The organism is Singulisphaera acidiphila DSM 18658 (assembly GCF_000242455.2).
GTDB classification, from domain to species: domain Bacteria; phylum Planctomycetota; class Planctomycetia; order Isosphaerales; family Isosphaeraceae; genus Singulisphaera; species Singulisphaera acidiphila.
In genome coordinates, this window is record NC_019892.1 from 932,899 (window position 1) to 954,726 (window position 21,828).

The window sequence follows — 21,828 nt, forward strand, 5'->3', positions numbered from 1 at the left end:
GTTCTGGGGCCGGCATCAGGGGTAGCCACGCGTCCCTTATTTCAGGGATCCGTTCACGAGAATCCGGACCTGCGGTCGGGCTCGCTTGAACTTTTCAATCGCGGCTTGGCTTACCGGAGCCCCCCCGAGGTCCAGGCGTTCGAGGTTTGGCAGCCCCGCGACGTGGATCAAAACCGCTTCAGTGAGGTCTCCCGCCTCGAGGCCCAACTCTGTCAGGCTCCTCAGCTTTGACAGTTCCGCCAGGCCTGCGTCGGTGTACTTGCCCGTTCCAAGATAGAGTTGCTTCAGGTTGGTGAATCGCCCCAGTTGCGCCAGGCCTGCGTCGGTCGTGGATCCGAGAACCAATGTGCGGAGCCGGCCCAACCGGGCGAGGTGGGGCAAGCCGGGGCCGGCAATCCGGGCTCCCGAGAGGTTCAGCTTCTCGAGGTTGGTCAGGCCCGCCAGGTGGACGAGCCCCTCGTCCGTGATCTCGGGCACTCGGAGTAGCTCGAGGCTCACCAGGTGGGTTGCCCCCTTGAGGTGGGCCAGTCCCGCGTTGGTGACCTTGGGCTTGAAACAGTAGACCTGCCGGAGCCGAGGCAGCCCCCCGAGCTGGGCGAGGCCCGTGTCCGTCATCACCCCGACAACCATGGTCAGTTCTTGGAGCTGGTCGAACATCCCCAAAGCGGTGAATGCCTCGTCACTGATCGGAACCTGGGGAAGGGTGGCGGGGTTGATCGAACCGCCGTACCAAAGGACCCGGATGACCTCTTGATCTGCATTGAACTCGAGTTGAGCGCCCGACCCGTTGGCCGTGGCGATCGCCCAGCGGCGGATGTTCTCTCGGCGGAGCTTCGAGGCGTAGATGCCGAGTCCCGCCCCCGACACGATGACGAGGATCATCAGCGTCCGCAATCGCAGGCGTGGCCAGTGCCACCGGGAGCAAGAAGCAAGCGGAGTGTGCGTTTCCATGAGAGGGCTCCGAGGTTGGGGAGTCGTCTGGTTAGTGCCTGTCTCGGAAGGTCAGGCTTCACCGGGGAAAAGGGACGTTTGGGTGCCACGGGTTCCGTACTTGTCACGCGACATGGAGTTGGGCCAGGAAATCGCGACATGAAGTTTGGCCGCATCCTGATCACTTGTCTCCTGTTCGTTTGTTCGGTTGTTTGCATGTCACCGTCAACGTCATGATTCGCTCCCGGCAGATCTCGGACGCCGTCTGCCGGCTCAGCTGCCGCCCCTCATCGTCCGCGACCACCCATTCATTGGATAAGGGATTATATGACAAATATACGGTTTCCTTTTTATAAATAACTCCGATGTAAAGGTCGCGGTTGTACACCGAGATCGCCCCGGAGACACCCACTTTCCGTCGCCCCGCGTAACCGGTCAGATACCCCGCGACCGCGTCCAGACTCCAGTGGCTCTCCTCCCAGCCCGGGCTGAAGTCGCGACCGGAGTGAGCCAACTCCGGATACGCTTCCTGCCGGCTCCGGCCTCTCACGCTTGGATATTCGCCACGTTGGATCTCGTCCATCATCTCCAGCCGTTGCCGCAAATCTTCCAGGGTGTCGCAGGTGTGCGGCTCGCCCCACCGCTTGGCCGTCCCCTGCGATCGCTCGACGACCCCGTTGTCCTGAGGGGTCGCCGGAGGGTTGTAGTCCAGGCCGACCGCCAACCCGGCCAGCCACAGCCCCAGGTCGGTGGGAAGATCGCCCCGCGCCGCGCCCCACGGCGTCCCGTTGTCGACCCGAAGTCGCTCGGGCCGGCCCCAGCGGGTGAAAGCCAAGCGAAGTTGGGTCTGAGTCGACGCGGGCGGCACTTGGCTCCAGCGGGCTGGGGGGGAAAACCTCGGTCCACAGGACCGCGCCACTGCACTCGTCGACGATCCGTAGCCAGCAGACTTGTCGGCCGGTCCGGAGTGGCACCAGTTCGGCCGCGTCCATTTGCCAGACCTCATGAGGCCGAGCGGCCCGGCGACTCACGCTTGAAGGTCGCCGCCCCGGCGGGGCGGGAGCGAGATCAGCCCGCAGAAGCCACCGTTGCAAGGTCCGAGTGGCCGGGAGCGGTTCGCCGGGAAGCCGGCGGCGCAGCATCACGCGGATCAATCCCGCCCCCCAAGTCGGGTGCTCGCGGCGGAGTTCCAACACGGCATGCACGAGGGGTTCCGTGGGCTTCGGTGTTGCCGTCCCGCAACGGTCGTAGGAAGGGGCCAGGGGGTCTTGACCGCGGACCGGAAGCGGCTGAATAGTCGCCGCACGGTACGTGGCGGGACACCGAGGCCCTCGGCGATGGTCAGAACATCCTGGCCGTCCCGGAAGCGATTCCAGATCGCCTGACGCACAGGCAGGGGCACAGGGCGAGGCATGGGCCGTTCTCCAGGGATGACGAGACCAAGGGGAGAGCTCCTACTGTAAACCTGTCCCGGCCTGCGGCCAAACTTCATGTCGCGATTTCCTGGCCCAACTCCATGTCGCGTGACATACTCGGAACCCGTGCTCCACAGACCAAGGCATTCCCGCATGGGTTCCGAGTACGGAACCGCATGGCACCCCGCGCCACATTTGTATCCCAAAACGGCAAAAGTCAAGCTTAGTCCGCGACACTGCGCGCCTCCGCCTTCGTGTGTTTGCTCGGCGCATCGTTTTGTCGAGCCGTAGTGATCCCCTGGGACTTTCGAATGACGTGGGGTATGAGCCACAGCGCCACGAGGTTCAGCAGGATCCAAAGAAACGTCGGACTCATCACGAGTCGAAGGACGAAGACGAGATCGTCGATGTTGTTGTGCCGGTTGGCCGCGAAACAGAGTGAGAGCGTGATGATCAGGACCATGAATTGACGATTCGAGTATCGAAAGAAATCACGCCGCACGATCCGTGGTTCGGCAGGGGGAGATCGGTGTCGAGTCGAGTCGGTTGAATTCTCATCCGAACGAACTTGATCCGCCGCGCGACGCGAAACACCGCGAAGCAGGCCCAAGAACATGCCGGAACAGTTGCCTGAAAACTTGCCCATTGATTGATCCACCACCTGTAATGAATCCGTTGCAACGGTGAATGGACAGAGATCGGTCAATGCCTGCGAAGGCTTCCCCTGACGGGCGGATTTGAGCCCCCTCTTTTTTTATGTGACAAGCGTCGTAGACGGTGCCAATCATAGCAGGGCTCGTACCAAATGGTAGAGGCCTGCTATGAAAACTTGGATCTGAGACGCTCCCCTCTGTTTACAAAAAATGGGGCCTTCTTTCCGTGGGGGGCCGATCTTCGCCACTCAGAGGTTTGTGACCCGAGGGGAATCGCTTCTAGCGTTTCTCGGCAATCCGGCTGTGGAGAAATTGATGATCGGTGGTGAAGAGCCGGTGGTAGCTCAGCAACACGACGGCGACGGTGCCGAGCGCCGTGGCTGAGGAAATTAAGAACATTATGACGATTTGATATTTGACGGCTTCGATTGGCGCAACGCCGGCGAGGAGCTGCCCGGTCATCATGCCGGGGAGGCTGACGATGCCGACGACCATCATGGCGTTGATGGTCGGGATCATTCCGGTGCGGACCGCCTGCTGGATGGGTTGGCGGGCGGCCTCCCACCGGGAGGCGCCGAGGGCCAGGTGGGCTTCGACCTGGGCGCGGCGGCCGGTCAGTTCGCTGCCCAGACGATCGAGGCCGAGCGAGATGCCGTTGAGGGTGTTGCCCAGGATCATCCCCAGCAGGGGGATGGCGTAGTGGGGGGAGTACCAGGGGTGGACCCGCACCAGCGCGAACAGGGCGATCGCCTCCATCAGCCAGGCGCTTGCCCAGACGGAGATGATGCTGGCGAGCCAGATGCCGGGGAACCGCAGGTGGGTCCGCTGGACGGCGGCGAATCCGGCGACCACGGTCATGAGCAGCATGATGGCGACGACGGGCTCCCAGCGATTCAAGCCGAAGATATGCTGGAGTACCAGGCCGATTAACAAGAGCTGCACGACCGTGCAGAGGGCGGCCACAAACAGGCGGCGGCCCAGGCCGAGGCTCAGGACGGCCGAGATCACGCCGTTGATTAGGATCAGGCCTGCGGCCAGGGCCACTTGATAATAAGTGAGCTCGAGATAGGGGAGTTTCATCGGGCGGGTTCCGGGGCGATCTGACCGGCTTGTATGTTGAGGTTCCGAGCGGCGACCCGGTGCGCTTGCTCTGGGTCGTGGGTCACCCAGACGAGCGCTCGCTTGCCGGCTCCCTCGGCATACCAGCGCTCGAGCAACGCTTCGGCCATTCGGGCCGTCGCGCGGTCGAGCGACGAGGTGGCTTCGTCGAGCAGGAGGACGGCCGGGTCGAGTTGCAGGCCACGGATCAGGGCGACGATTTGCCCCTCGCCCCCGGAGAGGTCGTGATGGGCCTTTTCCAGGAAGAGGCGGTCACGCCCCAAGGCGTCGAGGAACTCGAGGACGCGTTCGTCGTCGTAGCGGGCGCCGCGGTGGGTTTTCAAGGCGTAGGGCAGACGCAGGTTCGCCGCAACGGAGCCGTCGAACAAGGCGGGACGCTGATGCAGGTAGAGCACCTGCGCGCGGAAGGCCGGAACGCGCTCGCCGGAAACAGGATCCCCTTGCCAGAGGATCGCCCCCTCATCAAGCGGGTCGAGCATCGCCAGGGCCCGCAGGAGGACCGTCTTCCCCGCGCCTGAGGATCCGACGACCGCCAGGCGGTCGCCGGGTTGAATCGTGAGGTCGACCCCACGCAGGAGCCAACCCCCCGTTCCGGGATCGCGACGGCCGATGCCCTGGGCTTGCAGCGTCTTCGGCTTGTCGTCGCCTGTCGACACGGTTGTGGTCTCTTTTTTTGCGTTGTCTTATTTCACAATCCGCGGCCGACAAGAATGGATCAGGCTTGATTCGGGTCTTCCTCGGATACCGCTGTTCACTTGCGGTTTCGAACCGTTATACTGACTTTCTCGAATGGGAACGAGACTCGCGGAGTGCAGCGGGCTCCCTTTTCGGCGCAAAAAGGAGTTCGGGAAAGCATTCCCCACCGGCGCGGGTCTCGAGGATTCCTTTTTATCTTCATGCGATTGCGGGCGGTTTTTTCGTCGTCGTGATGCATCCAGCATCGCAACGGGATGCGATCTCGGTCCGGCCCGTCGATCGGAGCATTGCGAAAGTAGCATAAACGTAACGTAAAAGAAGGCCGTCGCGACGGCCTTGGCTAACGTTCTGGAGCTAAAAGGATATGAGCCCGATCGGCAAGAGCAGACTTTCGGAGATCCTTGCGAAGCATGAGGCGAGCCTCCTCAGCGAGTGGACCAAGGAGCAGATCGAGGGGCGTTCCCGGGGAACCTCGCTCCGGGAAGCGGAGCTGCGCGATCAGTGCAAGGGATTTCTCGAGCTCCTGCGAGAGGCCGTGGGGAAAGGGAACCTCGGTGACATTCAAGGGGGCGCCTGGAGCAGTCTGCGTGAAATGCTTGCCGCCCTTTCTCGCGGACGCGGCTTGCAGGGCTACAGCACTTCGGAGACGGCGTCCTTCATCTTTTCCTTGAAGAAGCCGCTCTTCGCATGTCTGAGGCAGGAGTTCGCCCACGAGGCTCAGGCCCTGGCCGACGAGACGTGGGTTGCCAGCGACCTCTTGGATCGGCTGGGCCTCTACACGGTCGAGGTCTATCAGAAGACGCGTGAAGAGGTCATCGCACGCCAGCAGCAGGAGATGCTGGAACTGTCGACGCCGGTGGTGAAGCTTTGGGAAGGCATCCTTGCGCTGCCCATGATCGGTACGCTCGATAGCAGTCGGACCCAGATCGTGATGGAGAGCCTGCTCCAGAAGATCGTCGAGACCGGTTCGGGGGTGGCGATCATCGACATCACGGGGGTGCCGACGGTGGACACGCTCACGGCCCAGCATCTCTTGAAGACCGTGACCGCCGCTCGCCTCATGGGGGCGGAATGTATCATTAGTGGAATTCGCCCGCAGATTGCGCAGACAATCGTGCATCTCGGCGTCGATCTCGGCGGCGTCACCACCAAAGCGACCCTGGCCGATGCATTGGCCGTCGCCTTGGAACGGACCGGGCGCACCATCACCCGCGTGCTGGCCCGCTCCTGAGAAAGGGTTTCCCTTGGAACGTATTCCGATTCTTCGGATGGGTGATATCCTGGTCGTCTCGATCCAGGTGGATATGCACGACCGCCTCGCGATGACTCTGCAGGAGGAGCTTACCTCCCGGATCGTCGAAGTAGGCACCCACGGCGTGCTCATCGACATCTCGACTCTCGACATGGTCGACTCGTTCATTGGGCGGATGATCGGCAACATCGCCGACATGTCCCGGATTCTGGATGCCGAGACGGTCGTGGTGGGGATGCAGCCGGCGGTGGCGATCACCATGGTCGAGTTGGGTCTGACGCTGTCGGGCGTTCGCACCGCGCTCAATGTCGAGCGAGGCATGGACCTCCTGCGCTCGCTGGTCGGTCGGCGTCTGGTGGAGGATGGCGATGGACGTATCGAGGACTGACAGCCTCGAGATCCGCACGTCTACCGATGTCGTTCTGGTCCGGCAGGCGGTGCGCAAGTGGACGACGGAGCTCGGCCTCAGCCTGGTGGATCAGACCAAGTTGATCACGGCGGCCAGCGAGCTGGCGCGCAACACGATTGACTACGGGGGCGGCGGTACGGTTCGCCTGGACGCCGTCACGCAGGGGATTCGCCATGGCCTTCGCCTGACTTTCGAGGACCAAGGCCCCGGAATTGCAGATGTTGAGCTCGCGTTGACCGACGGCTATACCACGGGCCAGGGTCTCGGGCTCGGCCTGGGCGGCTCGAAGCGGCTCGTGAACGAATTCGAGATCAGCTCCCGGGCTGGTGAGGGGACCCGAGTCATGATCACCCGGTGGAAGTCGTGATGATCCCCGGCGAGCCCCTGGTCTTAACGATCGACGACGTGAGCAAAGTCGGCGAGGCGAGGCGGCTTGCGGTCGCGCAGGCCAATCGGCTGGGCTTCGACGAAACGGGTCGCGGCCGTGTGGCCATCGTCGTGACCGAGGCCGCAACGAACCTATTCAAACATGCCGTCGGCGGCGAGTTGATCTTGCAGGACTTGGAAATTGGCCAGGTGCATGGCCTGGAAGTCTTGTCGATCGATCGAGGGCCGGGGATGGCCGACGTCGGGCGCTGCTTTGTCGATGGGTTCTCCACGGCAGGCTCGCCCGGTCACGGGCTGGGGGCGATCTCCCGCCTCTCTTCCTCGTTCGAGATCGACTCGGTGCTCGGGGTGGGTACCCTTTCCTCGGCGCGGCTCTGGGCTGTCGCACCGACCAAGGGAGGCAAGCTCGATTCTATGGAATGGGGCGTGGTGAGCCGGCCCTTCCCGGGAGAAGAGGTCTGTGGCGATGCCTGGGCGATCGCCACAGACTCCGGGCAAACCCTCATGATGGTGGCCGACGGCCTTGGTCATGGCCCGCAAGCCGCCGAGGCGTCGCACGCTGCCGTCCGAGCCTTCCAGGCCGAGGCTGCGCTCGGCCCTGCCGGAATCCTTGCTGCTGCGCACGAGGTTCTCCGCGGCACTCGGGGCGCCGCCATGGCGGTCGCCCGGCTCGACCCTGGCCGGCGTGAGATCGTCTACTGCGGGGTCGGCAACATCGCGGGAACGGTCGTCAAGCCTGGCTCGAGCCGGGGCCAAAGCATGGTCTCGCATAACGGTACGGTTGGGCATGCGGTTCGCAAGATCCAGGAGTTCGTCTACCCCTGGGAAGAAGGATCGCTGGTTGTCATGCACTCCGACGGCCTGGGGTCGCACTGGCGACTTGATGGTCATGCCGGGTTGGCCTGGAAGTCTCCGTGCCTGATTGCCGGGGGACTCTACCGTGACTCTGCGCGAGGCAGGGATGACGTGACGGTCCTCGTCGTCCGGGAAAGGAGCGAGTGAGATCGATGAGCCAGCCGCTCCTGACCCTGGAAGTCCTCCTCGAGCCCGACATCATCCTGGCGAGGCAACGCGCTCGTCAGATCGCCGCGCTTCTCGGTTTTCCCGCGCTCGACCAGACGCGAATTGCCACCGCTACCTCGGAAATCGCCCGCAAAGTCTTCGAGAACGCGAGTGGAGGGAGAGTCGAGTTTCTGGTTGAGGAGGGAACGCCCCCTGCTCTCCTGATCCGGATCCAGGAACGAAGCGCGGCGTCGAAATTGCGTAGGGCCGCTGCGACCGATCCCTTGGGGGCGAACCCCGACTTGGGAGATGGAACGCTCGGTGCTCGGCGGTTGATGGATCGATTCGCGGCCGGGCCCTTCACCGCCGGAGGCAACCTGGTCTCGATGGCCAAGGACTTGCCGAAGCGGACGGCCGGTTTCACGGCGGATGACCTGGCTCGCATCTCCGGCGAGTTGGCGAGGCAGGCGCCCAGGACCTTGTTTGAGGAGCTTCAGGAGCAGAACCAGGAACTGATTCGCACTCTCCAGGAACTCCGCGAGCGTCAGACCGAGATCGCCGAGCTGCACACCCAGGAACTGGAAGAGACGAACCGCGGTGTGGTCGCCCTCTACGCCGAGCTTGATGAGAACGCCAAGGCCTTGAAGCGGATCTCCGACCTGAAATCGCGCTTCCTCTCGAACATGAGCCATGAGTTTCGCTCGCCCCTGAACTCCATTTTGAGCCTCTCCGGATTCCTCCTGGACCGCAGCGACGGCGAGTTGACTTCGGAACAGGAAAAGCAGGTCCGCTTTATCCGCAAGGCGGCTGAAGGCCTGGCCACGCTTGTTAACGACCTGCTCGACCTGGCCAAGGTCGAAGCCGGCAAGGCCGTGATCCGGCCCGAGTCTTTCGAGGTCGCCGACCTCTTCGAGAGCCTGAGCGGGATGATCCTGCCGCTGCTCGAACGAAGCCAGGTGGTCCTCCGCGTCGAGGATGCAACCGCGCTCCCGACCGTCCGGACCGATGAGGGCAAGGTCGCCCAGATCCTCAGGAATTTCTTGTCCAACGCCGCGAAGTTCACCGAGCGAGGTGAGATCAGGCTGGCGGCCACGACCGGGCCTGGCGACACGATCCTTTTCTCGGTAGCCGACAGTGGAATCGGGATCGCGCCGGCCGACTGGAAACGCGTCTTCGAGGAGTTTGGTCAGATCGAAGGTCCTCTCCAGGCGAAGTCGAAGGGGACCGGCCTGGGCCTGCCGCTGTCGCGCAAGCTGGCCGAACTGCTCGGGGGAGCGGTGTCGGTCCGGAGCGAGCCGGGCGTCGGCTCGACCTTCTTCGCCGCGATCCCCCGGACGTATCGCGAACCTGCCGAGATCGAACTTTCGCCCGAGGCCCGCTGGCGGCTCGACCCGACGCGCCGCCCGGTGTTGGTCATTGAGGACGACGCCGTCGACTTGCTCTTCTCCGAAAAGATCCTCGAGGGTTCGGTGTTCCAGGTGCTTCCGGTTCGGACCCGCGACGAGGCGCGTCGAGTGCTGAGACGCGTGGTACCGGTCGCGATCCTGCTCGACATCCTTCCCGAGGAAGAAGGGTGGTTGCTTCTAGCCGAGATCAAGGCGCGGGACGACTTGAAGGATGTCCCTGTTTTCGTCATCAGCCGCAGCGCGGACAAGGAACAGGCGCTCGCCTTGGGCGCCGCTGAGTTCCACTCCAAGCCGATTGACCCGCTCTGGCTCTTGAAGTCGCTCAAGCGGCTTGACCAGGACTCGGCTCTCGAAACCATCCTGTTGATCGATGACGAGGAACCCCATCGGTACGTGCTTAAGGGACTCTTGTCCGCGCAAGGCCCGTATGTCATTATTGAGGCGTTCGAGGGGCAGGACGGAATTCGCCGGGCTCGAGAAACCCTTCCCGACGCGATCTTCCTGGACTTGGCCATGCCCGGAATCACCGGATTTGAGGTGCTGGAGCGGCTGAAGGGGGATCCTCTCACCCGTGACATCCCTGTAATCATTTCGACATCGAAGATTCTTGAAGACGAGGAGCGAGAATGGCTGGCGGCCCATACGGTCGCAATCCTCGCCAAGGCGACCGGGACGAGAGAAGAAATGTTCGTAACGATCCGCGAAGCCCTGGCTCAGGCCGGTCTTGTTGACCTTACCTCGGCGAGTGCCGAGTCGCGACATGCTTGAACAACCACCTGTGACCATCCTGCTCGTCGACGATGATGATGCGAAGCGATACACCATCGCCAAGATCCTCAAGAAGGCGAATTTCGCGGTCCGAGAAGCGACGACGGGAACCGAAGCCCTACTTCTCGTGGTCGAGAAGCCCGACCTGATCATCCTCGATGTCAAGCTCCCGGACATCAGCGGGTTCGAGGTCTGCCGGCTGATCAAGAGCGACCCCGCCACAGCCTCCATTCCCGTCCTGCATCTTTCCACCACGTTCGTCGAGATCGAGGACAAGGTGCACGGCCTGGAAGGGGGGGCCGACGGCTACCTGACCGACGTGCTGGAACCGTTGGAGCTGATCGCCACGGTCAAGGCGCTGCTCCGTGCTCGCCGGGCCGAAGAGGCCGCTCAACTTACGGCCCGACAGTGGCAGGTGACCTTTGATGCCATCAGCGACGGCGTGGTTTTGCTCGACGTCGCCGGCAAAATGGTGCAGGTCAACCAAGCCTTGAACCGGATCCTGGGCAAGTCGTGGAACGACCCCGCTCCCCAAACCTTCCACGAAGTCCTCGGTGTTTTGCTGAATCGAAATGATTCCCCCTTCTTGCGGATGCTCGAGACCAGCCAGCGCGAGGCCATCGAGCTGAAACGAGGGGATCGCTGGCTCCAGGTCGCCGTCGACCCGGTACGGAATCACGACGACCAGATCAAGGGCGCTCTCTGCATCATCTCGGACATCACCGATCGGATGCGGATGGAGGAGGAACTGCGCCAGCGCGCCGACGAGCTCGCGGCGGCCGACCGCCGCAAGGACGAGTTCCTCGCGATGCTCGCCCACGAGCTGCGCAATCCACTAGCTCCGATCCTCAATTCGCTCGAAGAGATTCGCCTGAACAAGCCCTCTGACTCGGCGATCGGGCAGGCGCTCGACGTTGCGGGCCGGCAGGTCCGGCACATGTCCCGCCTCCTTGACGACCTCCTCGATGTCTCCCGATTCACTCGAGGGAAGATCCAGCTTCGCCGGGAGCCGATTGACCTGGCCGCGCTCGTGCCCCTCGCCGTCGAGACCGCTCGCCCCTTGATCGAGATGAACGGCCAGGAGTTGACGGTCACGCTGCCGGACCGCCCCGTCCGGCTGGAAGGGGATCCGACCCGGCTGGCGCAGGTGGTGGGCAACCTCTTGAACAACGCCGCCAAGTATTCCGAGCCGGGCGGCAAGATCACCCTGAGTTTGGAGTGTGCGGGGGAAGAGAGCCTGCTCCGGGTCCGGGATACCGGGATCGGCATGAGCGCGGAGATGCTGCCTCGGGTCTTCGACCTCTTCTCCCAGGCCGACCTCTCGCTCGATCGTTCCCAGGGAGGGCTTGGAATTGGTCTGACCCTGGTCCGTAGCCTGGTCGAGATGCATGGCGGGAGCATTACCGCCTCCAGTCCGGGGCTGGGGCACGGCAGTGAGTTCGTCGTTCAGCTACCGATCCTGGCCGCCGGTTCGCCGCCACCGATCCCGACGATTGTGGACGTAACCGAAGCGGCGGTCGCTGGCCCGCGACGAGTTCTTGTCGTCGATGACCACAAAGACTCCGCGCTCAGTCTCGCCCGGGTTTTGCGGCATTGGGGACACGACGTTCGCGTCGTCCATGAGGGGGCGTCGGCCATTGAAGAAGCCGGCACTTATCCGTTTGACCTCGTCCTTCTCGACATCGGTTTGCCGGGGATGGACGGCTACCAGGTGGCCGGGCATCTCCGGGAACTCACCGGAGCCGGAGTCACCGGTCCGGTACTCGTTGCCTTGACGGGTTACGGCCAAGAAGAAGACCTGCGCCGGGCCTGGAGGGCGGGCTTCGACCTCCACATGGTCAAGCCGGTCAGCCTCGACGATCTTCGCCAACTCCTCTCCGAACCCGACCTGGCCTGCCTTCGGGCCGGTGGCGAGGTTGCCGGCTAGTCGGCTGATGGTGTTGTCTCTGTGTGTTTGCTTGTAATGCTGATGTCCAACGAGGATGCCTTGTGCCGGATCCTTCCTCTGCTGGATCAGCGTCGGCGGCTGCCTGGGAGTGTCGTTGGTCCTTCTTGTCCTGCGAAACGTCCCCGGCAAGTTCCGGCTTGCCGAGGACGCCTGCTGTCAGTAAGTCAGGATCCGTGCATGCTAGAATGCGTCGGCTGAGACGACTTCTTCGCCCGCCTTGGTGCCGAGAGCCCACCAAGTCTTTCGGTTAATCGAATCTTTGACGAACTTTACGCTCCCGTCGGCCATGAGGGAATTCACGCCACCCGAGTGGAGGCTAGTGGCCGGAACAAACTCGCTCCCGTCCATGCCGCAGTCGTCCCGGCATCCGAAACGGCAGCCGTTGAATTTGTACTGAGAGTCGTTCGGCGTTTGGTAGTGGTTGAAGAGGGTGTACCCGGCGGAACCGTGCGCCCAGGCCGAACCCCGTTTGCTCTGCAGTTTATTGGACGTCGCATTGAAGTTGCTTGCGCACGCCTGAAGCGAGGTTAAGACCCCAGTCTCATCAATGAAGGCATTCATTGCTCCATTGGCCGTCAAGCCCGTGCCCGAGACGTTCATCAAGTTATGGCCACGGTATGTGTCGGAGAGAGTGATGTTTCCAGGGAACTTGCCGGCGATGTGCTCGGAGAACGCGACGGTGTTGGTTGAGCCGTCCGTGCAGTCGCGAAGGCCGTAAGCCACGAAAAATCCGAAGAGACCGGATGTATCTCTGCGGGCTCCATTGAGACCACCGCCACCGGTGGCGCCGCTCGTCACGCCGAGACTGGCGCTGTAGTTGTTGAGGCCGTTCCGAGGGGTGTTTCCGTCACTCGGGCAGAGGAAGGTGGCGATCACGGCGTAGGTGACCGATGTATTCGTCGGTCCAGTTCCATAGCTATAGGGCACGCCGTTGAAGTTGATCGCATTGTAGATCGCCTGCTGTTCCAGCTGGCCAAGCATCTGAGCCTGTGCGCTGAAACCCATCCAGGCGTTGTAGACGTCGGGCATGGTCGACATGTTCTTTGCCTGGCCACACGGGAACGAGTTGTGCAGGCTGTGATAGTTATGAAGTGCGAGCCCGATCTGCTTCAAGTTATTCGTGCATTGGGAGCGGCGGGCTGCCTCGCGAGCCGCCTGCACCGCAGGCAACAGAAGTGCAATCAAAACCGCAATAATGGCAATCACCACAAGCAGTTCAATCAGGGTGAATCCTTGCCGACGTTGTTCTCTCATGGAAGAGTCCCCGTGAAAAATAGGAGTTGAAAAACCTGGAGTCGAAACCCGCGAATCATGATGAGCGATGACTTGGATATTCGACTCTGACGATAAAATGACATATTGACATCACAATTGAAATGAGATCCATGAGATAGTAATGAATGCTCATTTCAGATTTTTGGCAAAGCGGCTTACGTTTCCCGCCTTGCCAGAGGCGAGAGACAATCACTTCTCCATAATCGAGCCCGGCTTCGGTTGGTTTAGACGAGGGACAACGATGCACTCGCACTGGGGAGAGAGCTGCAACAGCATAAGTCCGTACAATCGGATTTCTGACGCATCTGCCTGAGGCGGCAGTGGTTGCGTTGATGTTGAGCGAATCGTTTGGCCTTGGAGGTCTAGCGAGTCTTCTTCTCTTTTGCGACCTCGCCGGCCGCTTTGGATGAATTTTCCAAATTTGCCCGAAGATCTGAGGAAGCTTGTTCTCCTGTTATCTCCGCTTTCTCGTTCCCGCACCCAAATGCGAGGAGGCTAATGCCGGTAAATGCACTAAAGATGAACGTCCGGCGCAATGACATCAGAGGCACTCCTTATGCGTAGTCCCTAGGTCTGCGATTGGCATGAATTGTATGCATTTTCCAGACTGTAAACATAAGATCGGTGCGTGTCAAAAGAAATAAGTCAACCCACTGCATTCTTTGGAAATGGCATGTCAAAAAACGACAGTTTTGTGATGCGGGTAGAGCTACCTCTGTGAACAGTTGGAGGGGCGGGAATCCTCGGTGCGTTACAAAATTCCTGGACGGTTGAGAGTCGTGCCATTTCGGAAACCGCTTTCCTGGATAGGGCTTTGGCCGGGTTTGCGACTCTTTTAGGACTCTCACCGAATCGCGAAGGGAGGGGGAGAGTTTGGGGCCGATTGGACGGGGATCGCACTGAGGCTTGATAAAGGCGAGATTACGCATCTGTTGAACAGCCTTTCTGGGTTGCCCTTGCACGATCATGCCTTTTTCGGCATCCTCTGCTGCAAGTCAGGCTGGCGGGTGCTTGCTTGGTATACACAGCCGGCCCGTTCTCCCCCCCAATGTCTGTTGGAGATGGGTCATGATCTACAGGAAAGGATTCCTGGTGACGGTCCTGCTCGGGATCTGTGCGCTGGCTGAGGCCGCCGAACCGGGTGTCACCGTTGGCCGAACCCGATATCCGAGTTCGATCAACAGCTCCGTCGGGGGCAAGCCGGTCAAGATGGTGTTGACCGGAGCCGCCATGCGGACAAAGTACACCTTTAAGGTTTACTCGATCGGTAGCTATGTGCAGGAGAAGGTGACGGTGCGCAACGCCAGCGAGTTGGTGCGCGTGGATGTCCCTAAGCAGCTCTGCCTCGCGTTCGAACGCGACGTGGATGGCGATGCGCTCTCGGAGTCGTTCCGGGACTCCATCGGGATGATCCAGCCCGCCCCCGCCTTCGCCGCCGAACTGGCAACGCTGACTCAGTACATGAAGGAGCATCCGGTCAAGACGGGGAGTCGGATCTGGCTGAGCTCCATTCCCGGCGTCGGTCTGGGATGCCGGGTCGATGGCGCGCCGGAACTCAAAATCGCCAATGTCGCGCTGGCCCAGACGGTTTGGGAAGTCTATCTTGGTCGCAAGAACCTGGGTGTGGCGATCCAATCGGGGCTTACGTCCCACCTGTCACGGTGAATCGCCCGCTGCCTTGGTTCGGGACTCGGCTAGTTGGTCTCTATGCCCGATATCTAGGTGCGTCAATGCTCTGCCTTTAATGTGTTGTTTTGTGTGATTGCGCCAAGCCAGGCGGGAAGGTTGCCATCGTTTCGGGATCGTTTGCTCAGTGCCACGACCCGGTGTCGGCCCCGGCGTTCCAGGCCATGACGGCGGCGGCGATACGATCGAGCGGGGTGACGAGCTTGGCGGCGCCACGGCGGATGGCTTCGCGAGGCATACCGAAGACGATGCAGGTCGCCTCGTTCTGGGCGATCGTCATCGAACCGGCCTCGCGCATTTCGAGGAGGCCCCCTGCTCCGTCGTCTCCCATGCCTGTCATGATCACGCCCGAGGCGTGGGGGCCGGCCGCCTGTGCGGTCGAGCGGAAGAGGACTTCGACGCTCGGCCGGTGACGGCAGACGGGGGGGCCGTCGACCAGTTCGACCCGGCAGCCGATGCCGGTCCGGCGCACCAGGCCGTGCTGGTCGCCCGGGATGATCAGCACGCGGCCGGGACGGATCGGCTCGTGGTGCCTGGCTTCGAGCACTTCCATCGCGATCTTGGGGTCGTTGTTCAGACGCGAGGCGAAGGCGCCGGTGAAGTCGGGCGGCATGTGCTGCACGATGACGATGCCGGGCGCATCGGCGGGAAAGTCCGAGAGTAGACGCTGGACGGCCTGAACGCCGCCGGTGCTGACGCCGACGACGACGATCCGCTCGGCGGGGCCGGTCCTCGGGTTATAGGGAACCTTGAGGAGAATGGCGTCGGCCGTGTGCCTCGGGTCGGTTGGCGACGCTCGGTCCTCGAGCATGGGGAACCGGCCGGCCCGCGCGGCGTTCCGGAGGCTTTCCAACAGGTTGTGCGACCAGACGTCCAGTCGGCCCGCGTCGCGCCAGTCAGGCTTGGCGATTACCTCGACGGCTCCCATCTCCAGGGCTGTCACCGCACGCTCGGCCTGGTCGGTGCAGAGGACGACCGGCAGCGGGTGCTGACGCATCAGTTTCCGTAAGAACGTCAGGCCGTCCATCCTCGGCATCTCGACGTCGAGCAGGATCAGACCGGGGACCGACTTACGGAGAAGAGCGACCGCTTCATAAGGGTCGGCGGCGAGAATCACCCGGAACCGAGCGTCGGCTTCGATGATCGCTTTGAGACGCTGACGGACGACCGCGCTATCGTCGACGACCATGACGTCGATGGGAGCGTGAGTGGTTCCGGAACACTCGGTCGTTGGCATGGTCGATCACGATTCCTTGCCATAGATGGATGGGGAGAGCTTGCGGAGCGTGGCCGGGATGGACGAGAGGATTTCACCGTTGCCCATCGCGAGCCAGCCACCGGCCCGGAGGTGCTGCGCCAGGCGATTCATGAGCACCATCCGCTCGTCATCGGCGAAATAAATCGAGACATTGCGACAGAAAATGAGATGGAAATCGGCGGGAAGCGGCCAGGTCGGGTTACGAAGATCGACGTGGCGGAATTTGATGAGATCGCGGATTTCGGGAACGATTCGGTACGAGCCGTTGCGCGGGCCAAGGCCACGAAGGAAGAAGCGGCGGAGCCGCGCGGGGGGGACTCCCTTGACCTCGTTCTCGTTGTAGATTGCGTTGGCTGCCGCCTTGAGCACTTCCCACGACAGGTCGCTCGCCCAAATCTCTACGCGCTGCGGTGTGAGAGCGGGAATCGTCTCGGCCATCACCATCGCCATGCTATACGGCTCTTGGCCGGTCGAGCAACCCGCTGACCAGATCCGGATCGGCTGGGTCGTTTCTTTTTTTAAGAGCGTCGAGATATGCTCGGCCATAATTGTGAAATGGGCCGGCTCGCGGAAGAAGGCTGTGTGGTTGACGGTGCTCAGGTCAATCAAGAGCTGGGTGCCGGGCCCGGTCGGGTCGACCTTGAGTACGCGCTCGCAGAACTGGGTGAAGCTGGTCAAGGCTTTCGCCTGGAGGCGAGAGCGGAGCCGGGCCTGGAGCAAGCCCATGCGGTGCGGCTCCAGGGTAATTCCGATCTGGTGATGGAGGAAAGAAACGATGGGCGCGAAGTCGAGCTCGGACCAAGGCTCGGGTGGTGTCGAAAGTGGCTGATCCGTTGGCCCCACGTCAGAAGCCCCCGCCATTGAAGTGCGTGTTCAGCGACTCGAGCGCCGTGAAGACGCGGTCCACGTCCAGGACGAGCAGGAACCCGTCCTGGTGGCGGATCAGGCCGCGAACGAAGGGGGTGGCTTTTCCTAGACCGAGTTGCGGCGCGGGCTGGATTTCCTCGGGCGTGAATTCCAGGACGTCGGAGACGCGATCGACGAGAAGACCGGTTACATGAGCATCATTGCCCGCCGAGGCCTCGACCATCAAAACGCTCGGCGCCCGCACTGGCTGTGGGTCGATCGGCAGCTCGAACGGGATCCGTAGGTCGTAGACCGGGACCACGTGCCCGCGAAGGTTTAATACCCCGCGCAACGACTTGGGGCCGCCGGGGACGTGAGTCATCGTGCCGACGTCGAGGACTTCCTGAACCCGCATGACCTCCAGCGCGTACCCCTCTCCCCCAAGGCGAAAGATGACATACGATTGAGCACGTTCTGACTCTTGAAATGGTTCGGTCACGGCCTCAGCCATCGCCGGCCCCTTTGATCAACCCTCGCGAACGGGTGAAATCGCCGCACTTCTCTGCCTCAGGCCTCCGATAACCGCTCCCGGTTCAAATTAGAACCGCTCAAAATTGTCGTCGTCGTCAAGATTTACCACGACCCCGCCTCCATTATGTTGGGGCCCGCCAAGGTGGCCGCCGTGCGCCCCTGCGCTATTTCCCTGGGCCGGTGGGTGGGGAGCGAGTTGCGCGGGGGTCGGAACATGGTTATCGTGACCGAGACCGCTCGAGGGGCGGTGCGTCGGCGGAGCAAGACGTCGATGAGCGGCCGGCAGCGGCGCGGGGTGCCGATGAGGCGGCCCATGGTCCGCATGGCTGTCGGCCTCGCCATTGAGCTGGAAGAAGTCGACGTGATGCTGGAGCATGGTCGACTGCCAGGCCAGGTCGCTGGAGGTTGTGGCCAACTCGGTGCTGGCCGCCGCATTCTGCTGGACGACCTCGTTGAGTTGGCTGACCCCGACGTTGATTTCCCGGATCGCGGCCATCTGCTCCTGCGACGCGGCGGCGATTTCCTGGACGAGGTTCGAGGTGTCGCGGATCATCGGTACGATCCGGTCGAGCAACTGCCCGGCGTGCTCGGCCACCGCCACGCTGTTGCCGGCCAACTCGCCGATTTGCTGCGCGGCGGCCTGGCTTCGTTCCGCGAGCTTGCGGACTTCGCCTGCCACGACGGCGAACCCTTTGCCCTGCTGGCCGGCGCGTGCCGCTTCGATCGCTGCGTTCAAGGCCAGCAAGTTGGTCTGATAAGCAATATCCTCGACGACGGTGATCTTCTGGGCGATCTGCCGCATGGCCGTCACCGTTTCCTGGACGGCCTCGCCCCCTTTCTCGGCCTGGCTGCTGGCCTGGTTGGCGGTCTTGGCCGTGTCTTTGGCGTGCTGTGCGTTCCGCGCCACGGAGGCATCCACTGAGTGGAGGCTCGAGGCGATCTCCTGGATCGTCCCCGCCTGCTCGGTCGCTCCTTGGGAAAGTTGCTGTGCGCTCGAGTTGAGCTGGCTGCTCGCCGTCGAGACCGAAGCCGTGGCCCCTCGGATCTGGCTGACGACGTCGGCCAGTTTATCGACAACCCCGTTGACCTGTGCGGCGAGCTGGCCGAGTTCATCGTTCCGTTGCACGAGCGCACGGTTGTTGAGATGTCCTTCCCGAAGTTGCTGCGTAATCGCCATGATCTCATGGAGCGGCTTGACGAATCTCCGGCCGAGCCACCAGCCGAGCGCGATCATCAGAATGAGGCAGGCGCCGACGATGATGACAGTCCTCGTCCAGATCGAGTAGATCATCGCAAATGCCTCGCCCCGGGGGACCGAGACCAGGACGCCGTAGTTCGTATTCCCCTTGAGCCGTAAGGGAGCATAGCCGACGACTTCAGGCATGTCGTTGGGGTCGTTCGGGTCGGTGATCTGGACCGCGCCCGAGCCATTATTGAGTACCGAGCCGAGTGGCCCTTGAGGACGGGCGGCGTCGACCGGCCGCGCATAGCGCAAGGTGCGGGCCGTCGTGCCGGGGATGTCGATCGTGCCGTCGGGTTTCCGATCGACGAGGACCTCGCCCTTGGGGCCGACAACCCAGATCCGCGTGTTGTTGCTCAAGCCGAACTGGAGCATCGCCAGGTCGAGGATGCCGTTGAGCTTCATCTTATCAATGCCGTTGTCCCAGGCCGGTTTCTCTTCCTTGCCGTGAGCGTTCTCGCCTTGCGCCAGATACGCCGCGATCCGGTCGCTGATCGACGTTGCGGCAAGCCTGATGAGCATCAACTGTTTCAGTTTGAAGTCCTCGGCCGCGTCCAGGGCGTAGGAGGCGATGACGAGGGACGGTACCAGTCCGAACAACACCAATGCCAGGGTGATCTGCTTTTGCAGGGACATTCTCATGAGAAACCCTCCGCTCTGCCGCCGGCAGGGGGCGTGGTGGGATTGTCGGCGGTGCGGGACTCGGTCACGAGCGCCGCCAGGTCGAGGATCAGAGAGACCGAGCCGTCGCCCAGGATGGTGGCTCCCGAGAAACGATTGATTCCGACCAGGCCTTCGCCCAGGGCCTGGATGACTGCCTGGACGCGTCCGAGCAGGCGATCGACGGAGACACCGACCCGCTGGCCCGCGTGCCTGGTCAGCAGGAGCTCCTGGCGGGCGGGCGGCTCGCCGCTGGCGAGGAATAGTTTGCGGAGAGGAACCATGGGCACCAACTCCCCCCGGACCGTGACGCAGGGTCGGCCTTGCGCGAGCGCGGGCTTCGACCCATTCAGCGACACGCATTCCTCAACCTGAGCCAGCGGGACGACGTAGCGGCTCCCGGCCGTCTCGACGAGCAGGCCGTCGATCAGGGCCAAGGTCAGCGGTAGCCGGAAGATGAACGACGTCCCCGCGCCTGGGGTGCTCTCGACGGCGATACTGCCGCGGAGTCCGCGGACGGCGTCGCGCACCACGTCCAGGCCAACCCCGCGCCCCGAGAGCTCGCTGACCTGGTCGCGGGTCGAGAAGCCGGGCTCGAAGATCAAGGTGTCGACCCGCGGGTCGTCGGGAGACGTACCGACCGGGACTAGCCCCTGCTTGATCCCTTTGCGGACGATCCGGTCGCGGTCGAGCCCACGGCCATCGTCGGTGACCCGGATCATCACGCGATCCCCTTCGTGGCCGGCCGTCAGCGTGATCCGGCCCGCTCGCGGCTTGCCCGCCGCTTGCCGCTCTTGCGGCGTCTCCAGGGCATGGTCGACGCCGTTGCGGATCAGGTGGATCATCGGCTCGCTCAACCGCTCGATGATCGTGCGATCCAGCCTGGTCTCTTGGCCGATGATCCGTAACTCGATTTCCTTGCCCGACCGATCGGCCAGGTCGCGGACGACTCGGGGGAAGCGCGAGAAGAGCTCGTCGACGGGGACCATCCGCAGGTCGAGGGTGGTATCGCGGATCTGCCGGCTCACCCGCTCCAGCGACTCCAGCGTGTGGATCCAAGGAAGCGCGTCGGGCCGCTCGCGCAACCCTTGCAAGTTGTCGGACAGTACGGCCAACTCTCCGGCCAGGCCAACCAGGTCGTCGAGCTGAAATGCGTCCACCCGGATCCGCGCGGACGTGCGGTGCCCATTCAGGTTCGTGGGGAGAGCCGTCGCCGTTCGTTCCGGCGCGGGCTTGGTCTCCACCGGCCTGGAGCCGGATCCGGGCGGGGGGGGGACGGGAACAGGCGGATTGCGAGGGGCTCGGCGGGTCTCCGGAGACGCAGTGGCCGGCGTGATCGCCAAGGTTGGCGGAGGGGGTTGCGCCTGGAGGCTTCCGTCTGCGGTCTGTCGCTCGATCGAGACGGTGCTATCTTCGGCGACGAAGAGGAAGACATCGTCGAGCCGGTCGGCGGGTTCGTTGGTCTTCAGGTCGATGACCCAGATCAGGTAGCAACGTTCGGGGTCGATCTCGTCGAGCGGTGGTACGAGGTCGGAGTCGGTGCTGACGCGAGCCTCCCCCAATTCGCGAAGCTCGTCGAGGACTCCCAGCGGATTGACCCCCCGCCGCAAGGTGTCACGCCCTGGCTTCAGGGTGATCCGGTAGTGCGCGAGGACCGGGTGTTCGGTCGGCTCGGATGGGACATTTTCGTGGGCCTTCTTGGCGCGGGGACGGGGATTGGCTTTGGCTTTCTCTGCGGATCCTCGGGGAACCGGCTTCCGGTTTCGCGCCGAAGGCATGGCTGCAAGGTCCGGATCGGTCGGTTCGGGAGCCGGCGGCGGGTCGGCCACGGACGGTGCTGGGGGCGGATTGGCACTGGGCGTGGGTTGGCCGGAATCGCGGATCAAGGAGCTGAGCCGCTGGTTCAGCTCGGAGGAGGCGGCCACGGGTAAGCCGGCTGCTTCTCCCTCGACCATCGCCGCGAGGTGGTCCTTGGCCTCGAGAAGCGTGGTGATGATGTCCGAATCGACCGCGAGCTTGCCGGCGCGGATCCGGTCCAGCACTGCCTCCAGCCCGTGGGTGAACTCGGCGATGGTCCCGAGTCCGACCATCCCGGCCGCCCCTTTGATGCTGTGCGCCGCGCGGAAGGTCTGGTCGAGGTGTGCACGGTCCCCCTGGCGACGCTCGAGCTCCACCAGCCCTTCTTCGAGGCCGATCAGGAGCTCGCGTGCCTCTTCATAAAACATCAAGCGGAATCGATCGTCGTTGGCGGCCAAGGTGCGACCCCTCGTTCGTTCCACGGCTCCAATTCTAATCGGGCGCGACGGACGCTCGTCAGGGGGCAGAGACAACTACTCGGGCGAACCGC

Annotated in this window: 18 protein-coding genes; 7 read left to right on the forward strand and 11 right to left on the reverse strand. The window is 62.9% G+C overall.

Features of this window, described 5'->3' with window-relative positions:
- Nucleotides 1-36: 36 nt before the first annotated feature.
- From SINAC_RS03665 to SINAC_RS03685, 5 genes are all read right to left on the reverse strand, one after another.
- The gene (locus tag SINAC_RS03665; RefSeq protein WP_015244346.1) at nt 37-951 is read right to left on the reverse strand and encodes a leucine-rich repeat domain-containing protein; all 915 of its coding nucleotides are present in this window, start codon (nt 949-951) and stop codon (nt 37-39) included.
- 160 nt (nt 952-1,111) lie between these two features.
- A complete protein-coding gene (locus SINAC_RS03670) occupies nt 1,112-1,798 on the reverse strand; it encodes a DDE-type integrase/transposase/recombinase (protein ID WP_044146990.1) in 687 nt (228 codons plus the stop codon).
- 770 nt (nt 1,799-2,568) lie between these two features.
- Nucleotides 2,569-2,991, reverse strand: a complete 423-nt coding sequence (locus SINAC_RS03675) for a hypothetical protein (RefSeq protein WP_015244347.1) — start codon at nt 2,989-2,991, stop codon at nt 2,569-2,571.
- Between the two features lie 286 nt (nt 2,992-3,277).
- The gene (locus SINAC_RS03680) at nt 3,278-4,078 is read right to left on the reverse strand and encodes an ABC transporter permease (RefSeq protein ID WP_015244348.1); all 801 of its coding nucleotides are present in this window, start codon (nt 4,076-4,078) and stop codon (nt 3,278-3,280) included.
- Nucleotides 4,075-4,773 carry an ABC transporter ATP-binding protein gene (locus SINAC_RS03685; protein WP_015244349.1) on the reverse strand — a complete coding sequence of 233 codons (699 nt, stop codon included), beginning with the start codon at nt 4,771-4,773 and terminating at the stop codon, nt 4,075-4,077. Before SINAC_RS03685 ends, SINAC_RS03680 begins: the two co-directional genes overlap by 4 nt.
- A 404-nt stretch (nt 4,774-5,177) precedes the next feature.
- Between SINAC_RS03685 and SINAC_RS03690 the strand changes: the two genes are divergently transcribed.
- The 6 genes from SINAC_RS03690 to SINAC_RS03715 are packed head-to-tail and all read left to right on the forward strand — an operon-like array spanning nt 5,178 to nt 11,964.
- On the forward strand, nt 5,178-6,044 hold the full coding sequence (locus tag SINAC_RS03690; RefSeq protein ID WP_015244350.1) for an STAS domain-containing protein: 867 nt from the start codon (nt 5,178-5,180) through the stop codon (nt 6,042-6,044).
- A 13-nt stretch (nt 6,045-6,057) separates the two neighbouring features.
- Nucleotides 6,058-6,453, forward strand: coding sequence for an STAS domain-containing protein (locus SINAC_RS03695; protein ID WP_015244351.1), 396 nt, complete (start codon nt 6,058-6,060; stop codon nt 6,451-6,453).
- A complete protein-coding gene (locus SINAC_RS03700) occupies nt 6,434-6,841 on the forward strand; it encodes an anti-sigma regulatory factor (protein ID WP_015244352.1) in 408 nt (135 codons plus the stop codon). The genes SINAC_RS03695 and SINAC_RS03700 overlap by 20 nt, the downstream gene beginning before the upstream one ends.
- The gene (locus SINAC_RS03705) at nt 6,841-7,863 is read left to right on the forward strand and encodes an ATP-binding SpoIIE family protein phosphatase (RefSeq protein WP_015244353.1); all 1,023 of its coding nucleotides are present in this window, start codon (nt 6,841-6,843) and stop codon (nt 7,861-7,863) included. The genes SINAC_RS03700 and SINAC_RS03705 overlap by 1 nt, the downstream gene beginning before the upstream one ends.
- A gap of 5 nt (nt 7,864-7,868) precedes the next feature.
- Nucleotides 7,869-10,037 carry a response regulator gene (locus SINAC_RS03710; RefSeq protein WP_015244354.1) on the forward strand — a complete coding sequence of 723 codons (2,169 nt, stop codon included), beginning with the start codon at nt 7,869-7,871 and terminating at the stop codon, nt 10,035-10,037.
- The gene (locus SINAC_RS03715; RefSeq protein ID WP_015244355.1) at nt 10,030-11,964 is read left to right on the forward strand and encodes a hybrid sensor histidine kinase/response regulator; all 1,935 of its coding nucleotides are present in this window, start codon (nt 10,030-10,032) and stop codon (nt 11,962-11,964) included. Before SINAC_RS03710 ends, SINAC_RS03715 begins: the two co-directional genes overlap by 8 nt.
- A 201-nt stretch (nt 11,965-12,165) precedes the next feature.
- On the opposite strand, the gene SINAC_RS03720 is transcribed toward SINAC_RS03715, so the two are convergent.
- Entirely contained in the window at nt 12,166-13,239 is a 1,074-nt protein-coding gene (locus SINAC_RS03720) for a DUF1559 domain-containing protein (RefSeq protein WP_015244356.1), read from the reverse strand.
- Nucleotides 13,240-14,328: 1,089 nt separating this feature from the next.
- Between SINAC_RS03720 and SINAC_RS03730 the strand changes: the two genes are divergently transcribed.
- Nucleotides 14,329-14,925, forward strand: coding sequence for a chalcone isomerase family protein (locus SINAC_RS03730; protein ID WP_015244358.1), 597 nt, complete (start codon nt 14,329-14,331; stop codon nt 14,923-14,925).
- A gap of 145 nt (nt 14,926-15,070) precedes the next feature.
- Here the strand turns inward: SINAC_RS03730 and cheB are convergent, their stop codons facing one another.
- The 5 genes from cheB to SINAC_RS03755 form a co-directional block, all read right to left on the reverse strand.
- Nucleotides 15,071-16,183 (reverse strand): chemotaxis-specific protein-glutamate methyltransferase CheB, encoded by a 1,113-nt coding sequence (gene cheB, locus SINAC_RS03735; protein ID WP_015244359.1) that lies wholly within the window; start codon nt 16,181-16,183, stop codon nt 15,071-15,073.
- A 6-nt stretch (nt 16,184-16,189) separates the two neighbouring features.
- Complete coding sequence (locus tag SINAC_RS03740; protein WP_020465930.1) at nt 16,190-17,065, reverse strand: CheR family methyltransferase; 876 nt, start codon at nt 17,063-17,065, stop codon at nt 16,190-16,192.
- Nucleotides 17,049-17,561: a chemotaxis protein CheW gene (locus SINAC_RS03745; RefSeq protein ID WP_015244361.1), complete on the reverse strand. Its 513-nt coding sequence runs from the start codon at nt 17,559-17,561 to the stop codon at nt 17,049-17,051. Before SINAC_RS03745 ends, SINAC_RS03740 begins: the two co-directional genes overlap by 17 nt.
- Before the next feature lie 87 nt (nt 17,562-17,648).
- Entirely contained in the window at nt 17,649-19,463 is a 1,815-nt protein-coding gene (locus SINAC_RS03750; RefSeq protein ID WP_015244362.1) for a methyl-accepting chemotaxis protein, read from the reverse strand.
- Complete coding sequence (locus SINAC_RS03755; RefSeq protein ID WP_244884926.1) at nt 19,460-21,760, reverse strand: chemotaxis protein CheA; 2,301 nt, start codon at nt 21,758-21,760, stop codon at nt 19,460-19,462. The genes SINAC_RS03750 and SINAC_RS03755 overlap by 4 nt, the downstream gene beginning before the upstream one ends.
- Between the last annotated feature and the right edge of the window lie 68 nt (nt 21,761-21,828).

Coding starts and splice junctions, on each gene's coding strand:
- SINAC_RS03665 (WP_015244346.1), bottom strand. CDS start 951: ATGGAAACGCACACTCCGCTTGCTTCTTGCTCCCGGTGGCACTGGCCA.
- SINAC_RS03675 (WP_015244347.1), bottom strand. CDS start 2,991: ATGGGCAAGTTTTCAGGCAACTGTTCCGGCATGTTCTTGGGCCTGCTT.
- SINAC_RS03680 (WP_015244348.1), bottom strand. CDS start 4,078: ATGAAACTCCCCTATCTCGAGCTCACTTATTATCAAGTGGCCCTGGCC.
- SINAC_RS03690 (WP_015244350.1), top strand. CDS start 5,178: ATGAGCCCGATCGGCAAGAGCAGACTTTCGGAGATCCTTGCGAAGCAT.
- SINAC_RS03700 (WP_015244352.1), top strand. CDS start 6,434: ATGGACGTATCGAGGACTGACAGCCTCGAGATCCGCACGTCTACCGAT.
- SINAC_RS03705 (WP_015244353.1), top strand. CDS start 6,841: ATGATCCCCGGCGAGCCCCTGGTCTTAACGATCGACGACGTGAGCAAA.
- SINAC_RS03710 (WP_015244354.1), top strand. CDS start 7,869: ATGAGCCAGCCGCTCCTGACCCTGGAAGTCCTCCTCGAGCCCGACATC.
- SINAC_RS03715 (WP_015244355.1), top strand. CDS start 10,030: ATGCTTGAACAACCACCTGTGACCATCCTGCTCGTCGACGATGATGAT.
- SINAC_RS03720 (WP_015244356.1), bottom strand. CDS start 13,239: ATGAGAGAACAACGTCGGCAAGGATTCACCCTGATTGAACTGCTTGTG.
- SINAC_RS03730 (WP_015244358.1), top strand. CDS start 14,329: ATGATCTACAGGAAAGGATTCCTGGTGACGGTCCTGCTCGGGATCTGT.
- cheB (WP_015244359.1), bottom strand. CDS start 16,183: ATGCCAACGACCGAGTGTTCCGGAACCACTCACGCTCCCATCGACGTC.
- SINAC_RS03740 (WP_020465930.1), bottom strand. CDS start 17,065: ATGGCGGGGGCTTCTGACGTGGGGCCAACGGATCAGCCACTTTCGACA.
- SINAC_RS03745 (WP_015244361.1), bottom strand. CDS start 17,561: ATGGCTGAGGCCGTGACCGAACCATTTCAAGAGTCAGAACGTGCTCAA.
- SINAC_RS03750 (WP_015244362.1), bottom strand. CDS start 19,463: ATGAGAATGTCCCTGCAAAAGCAGATCACCCTGGCATTGGTGTTGTTC.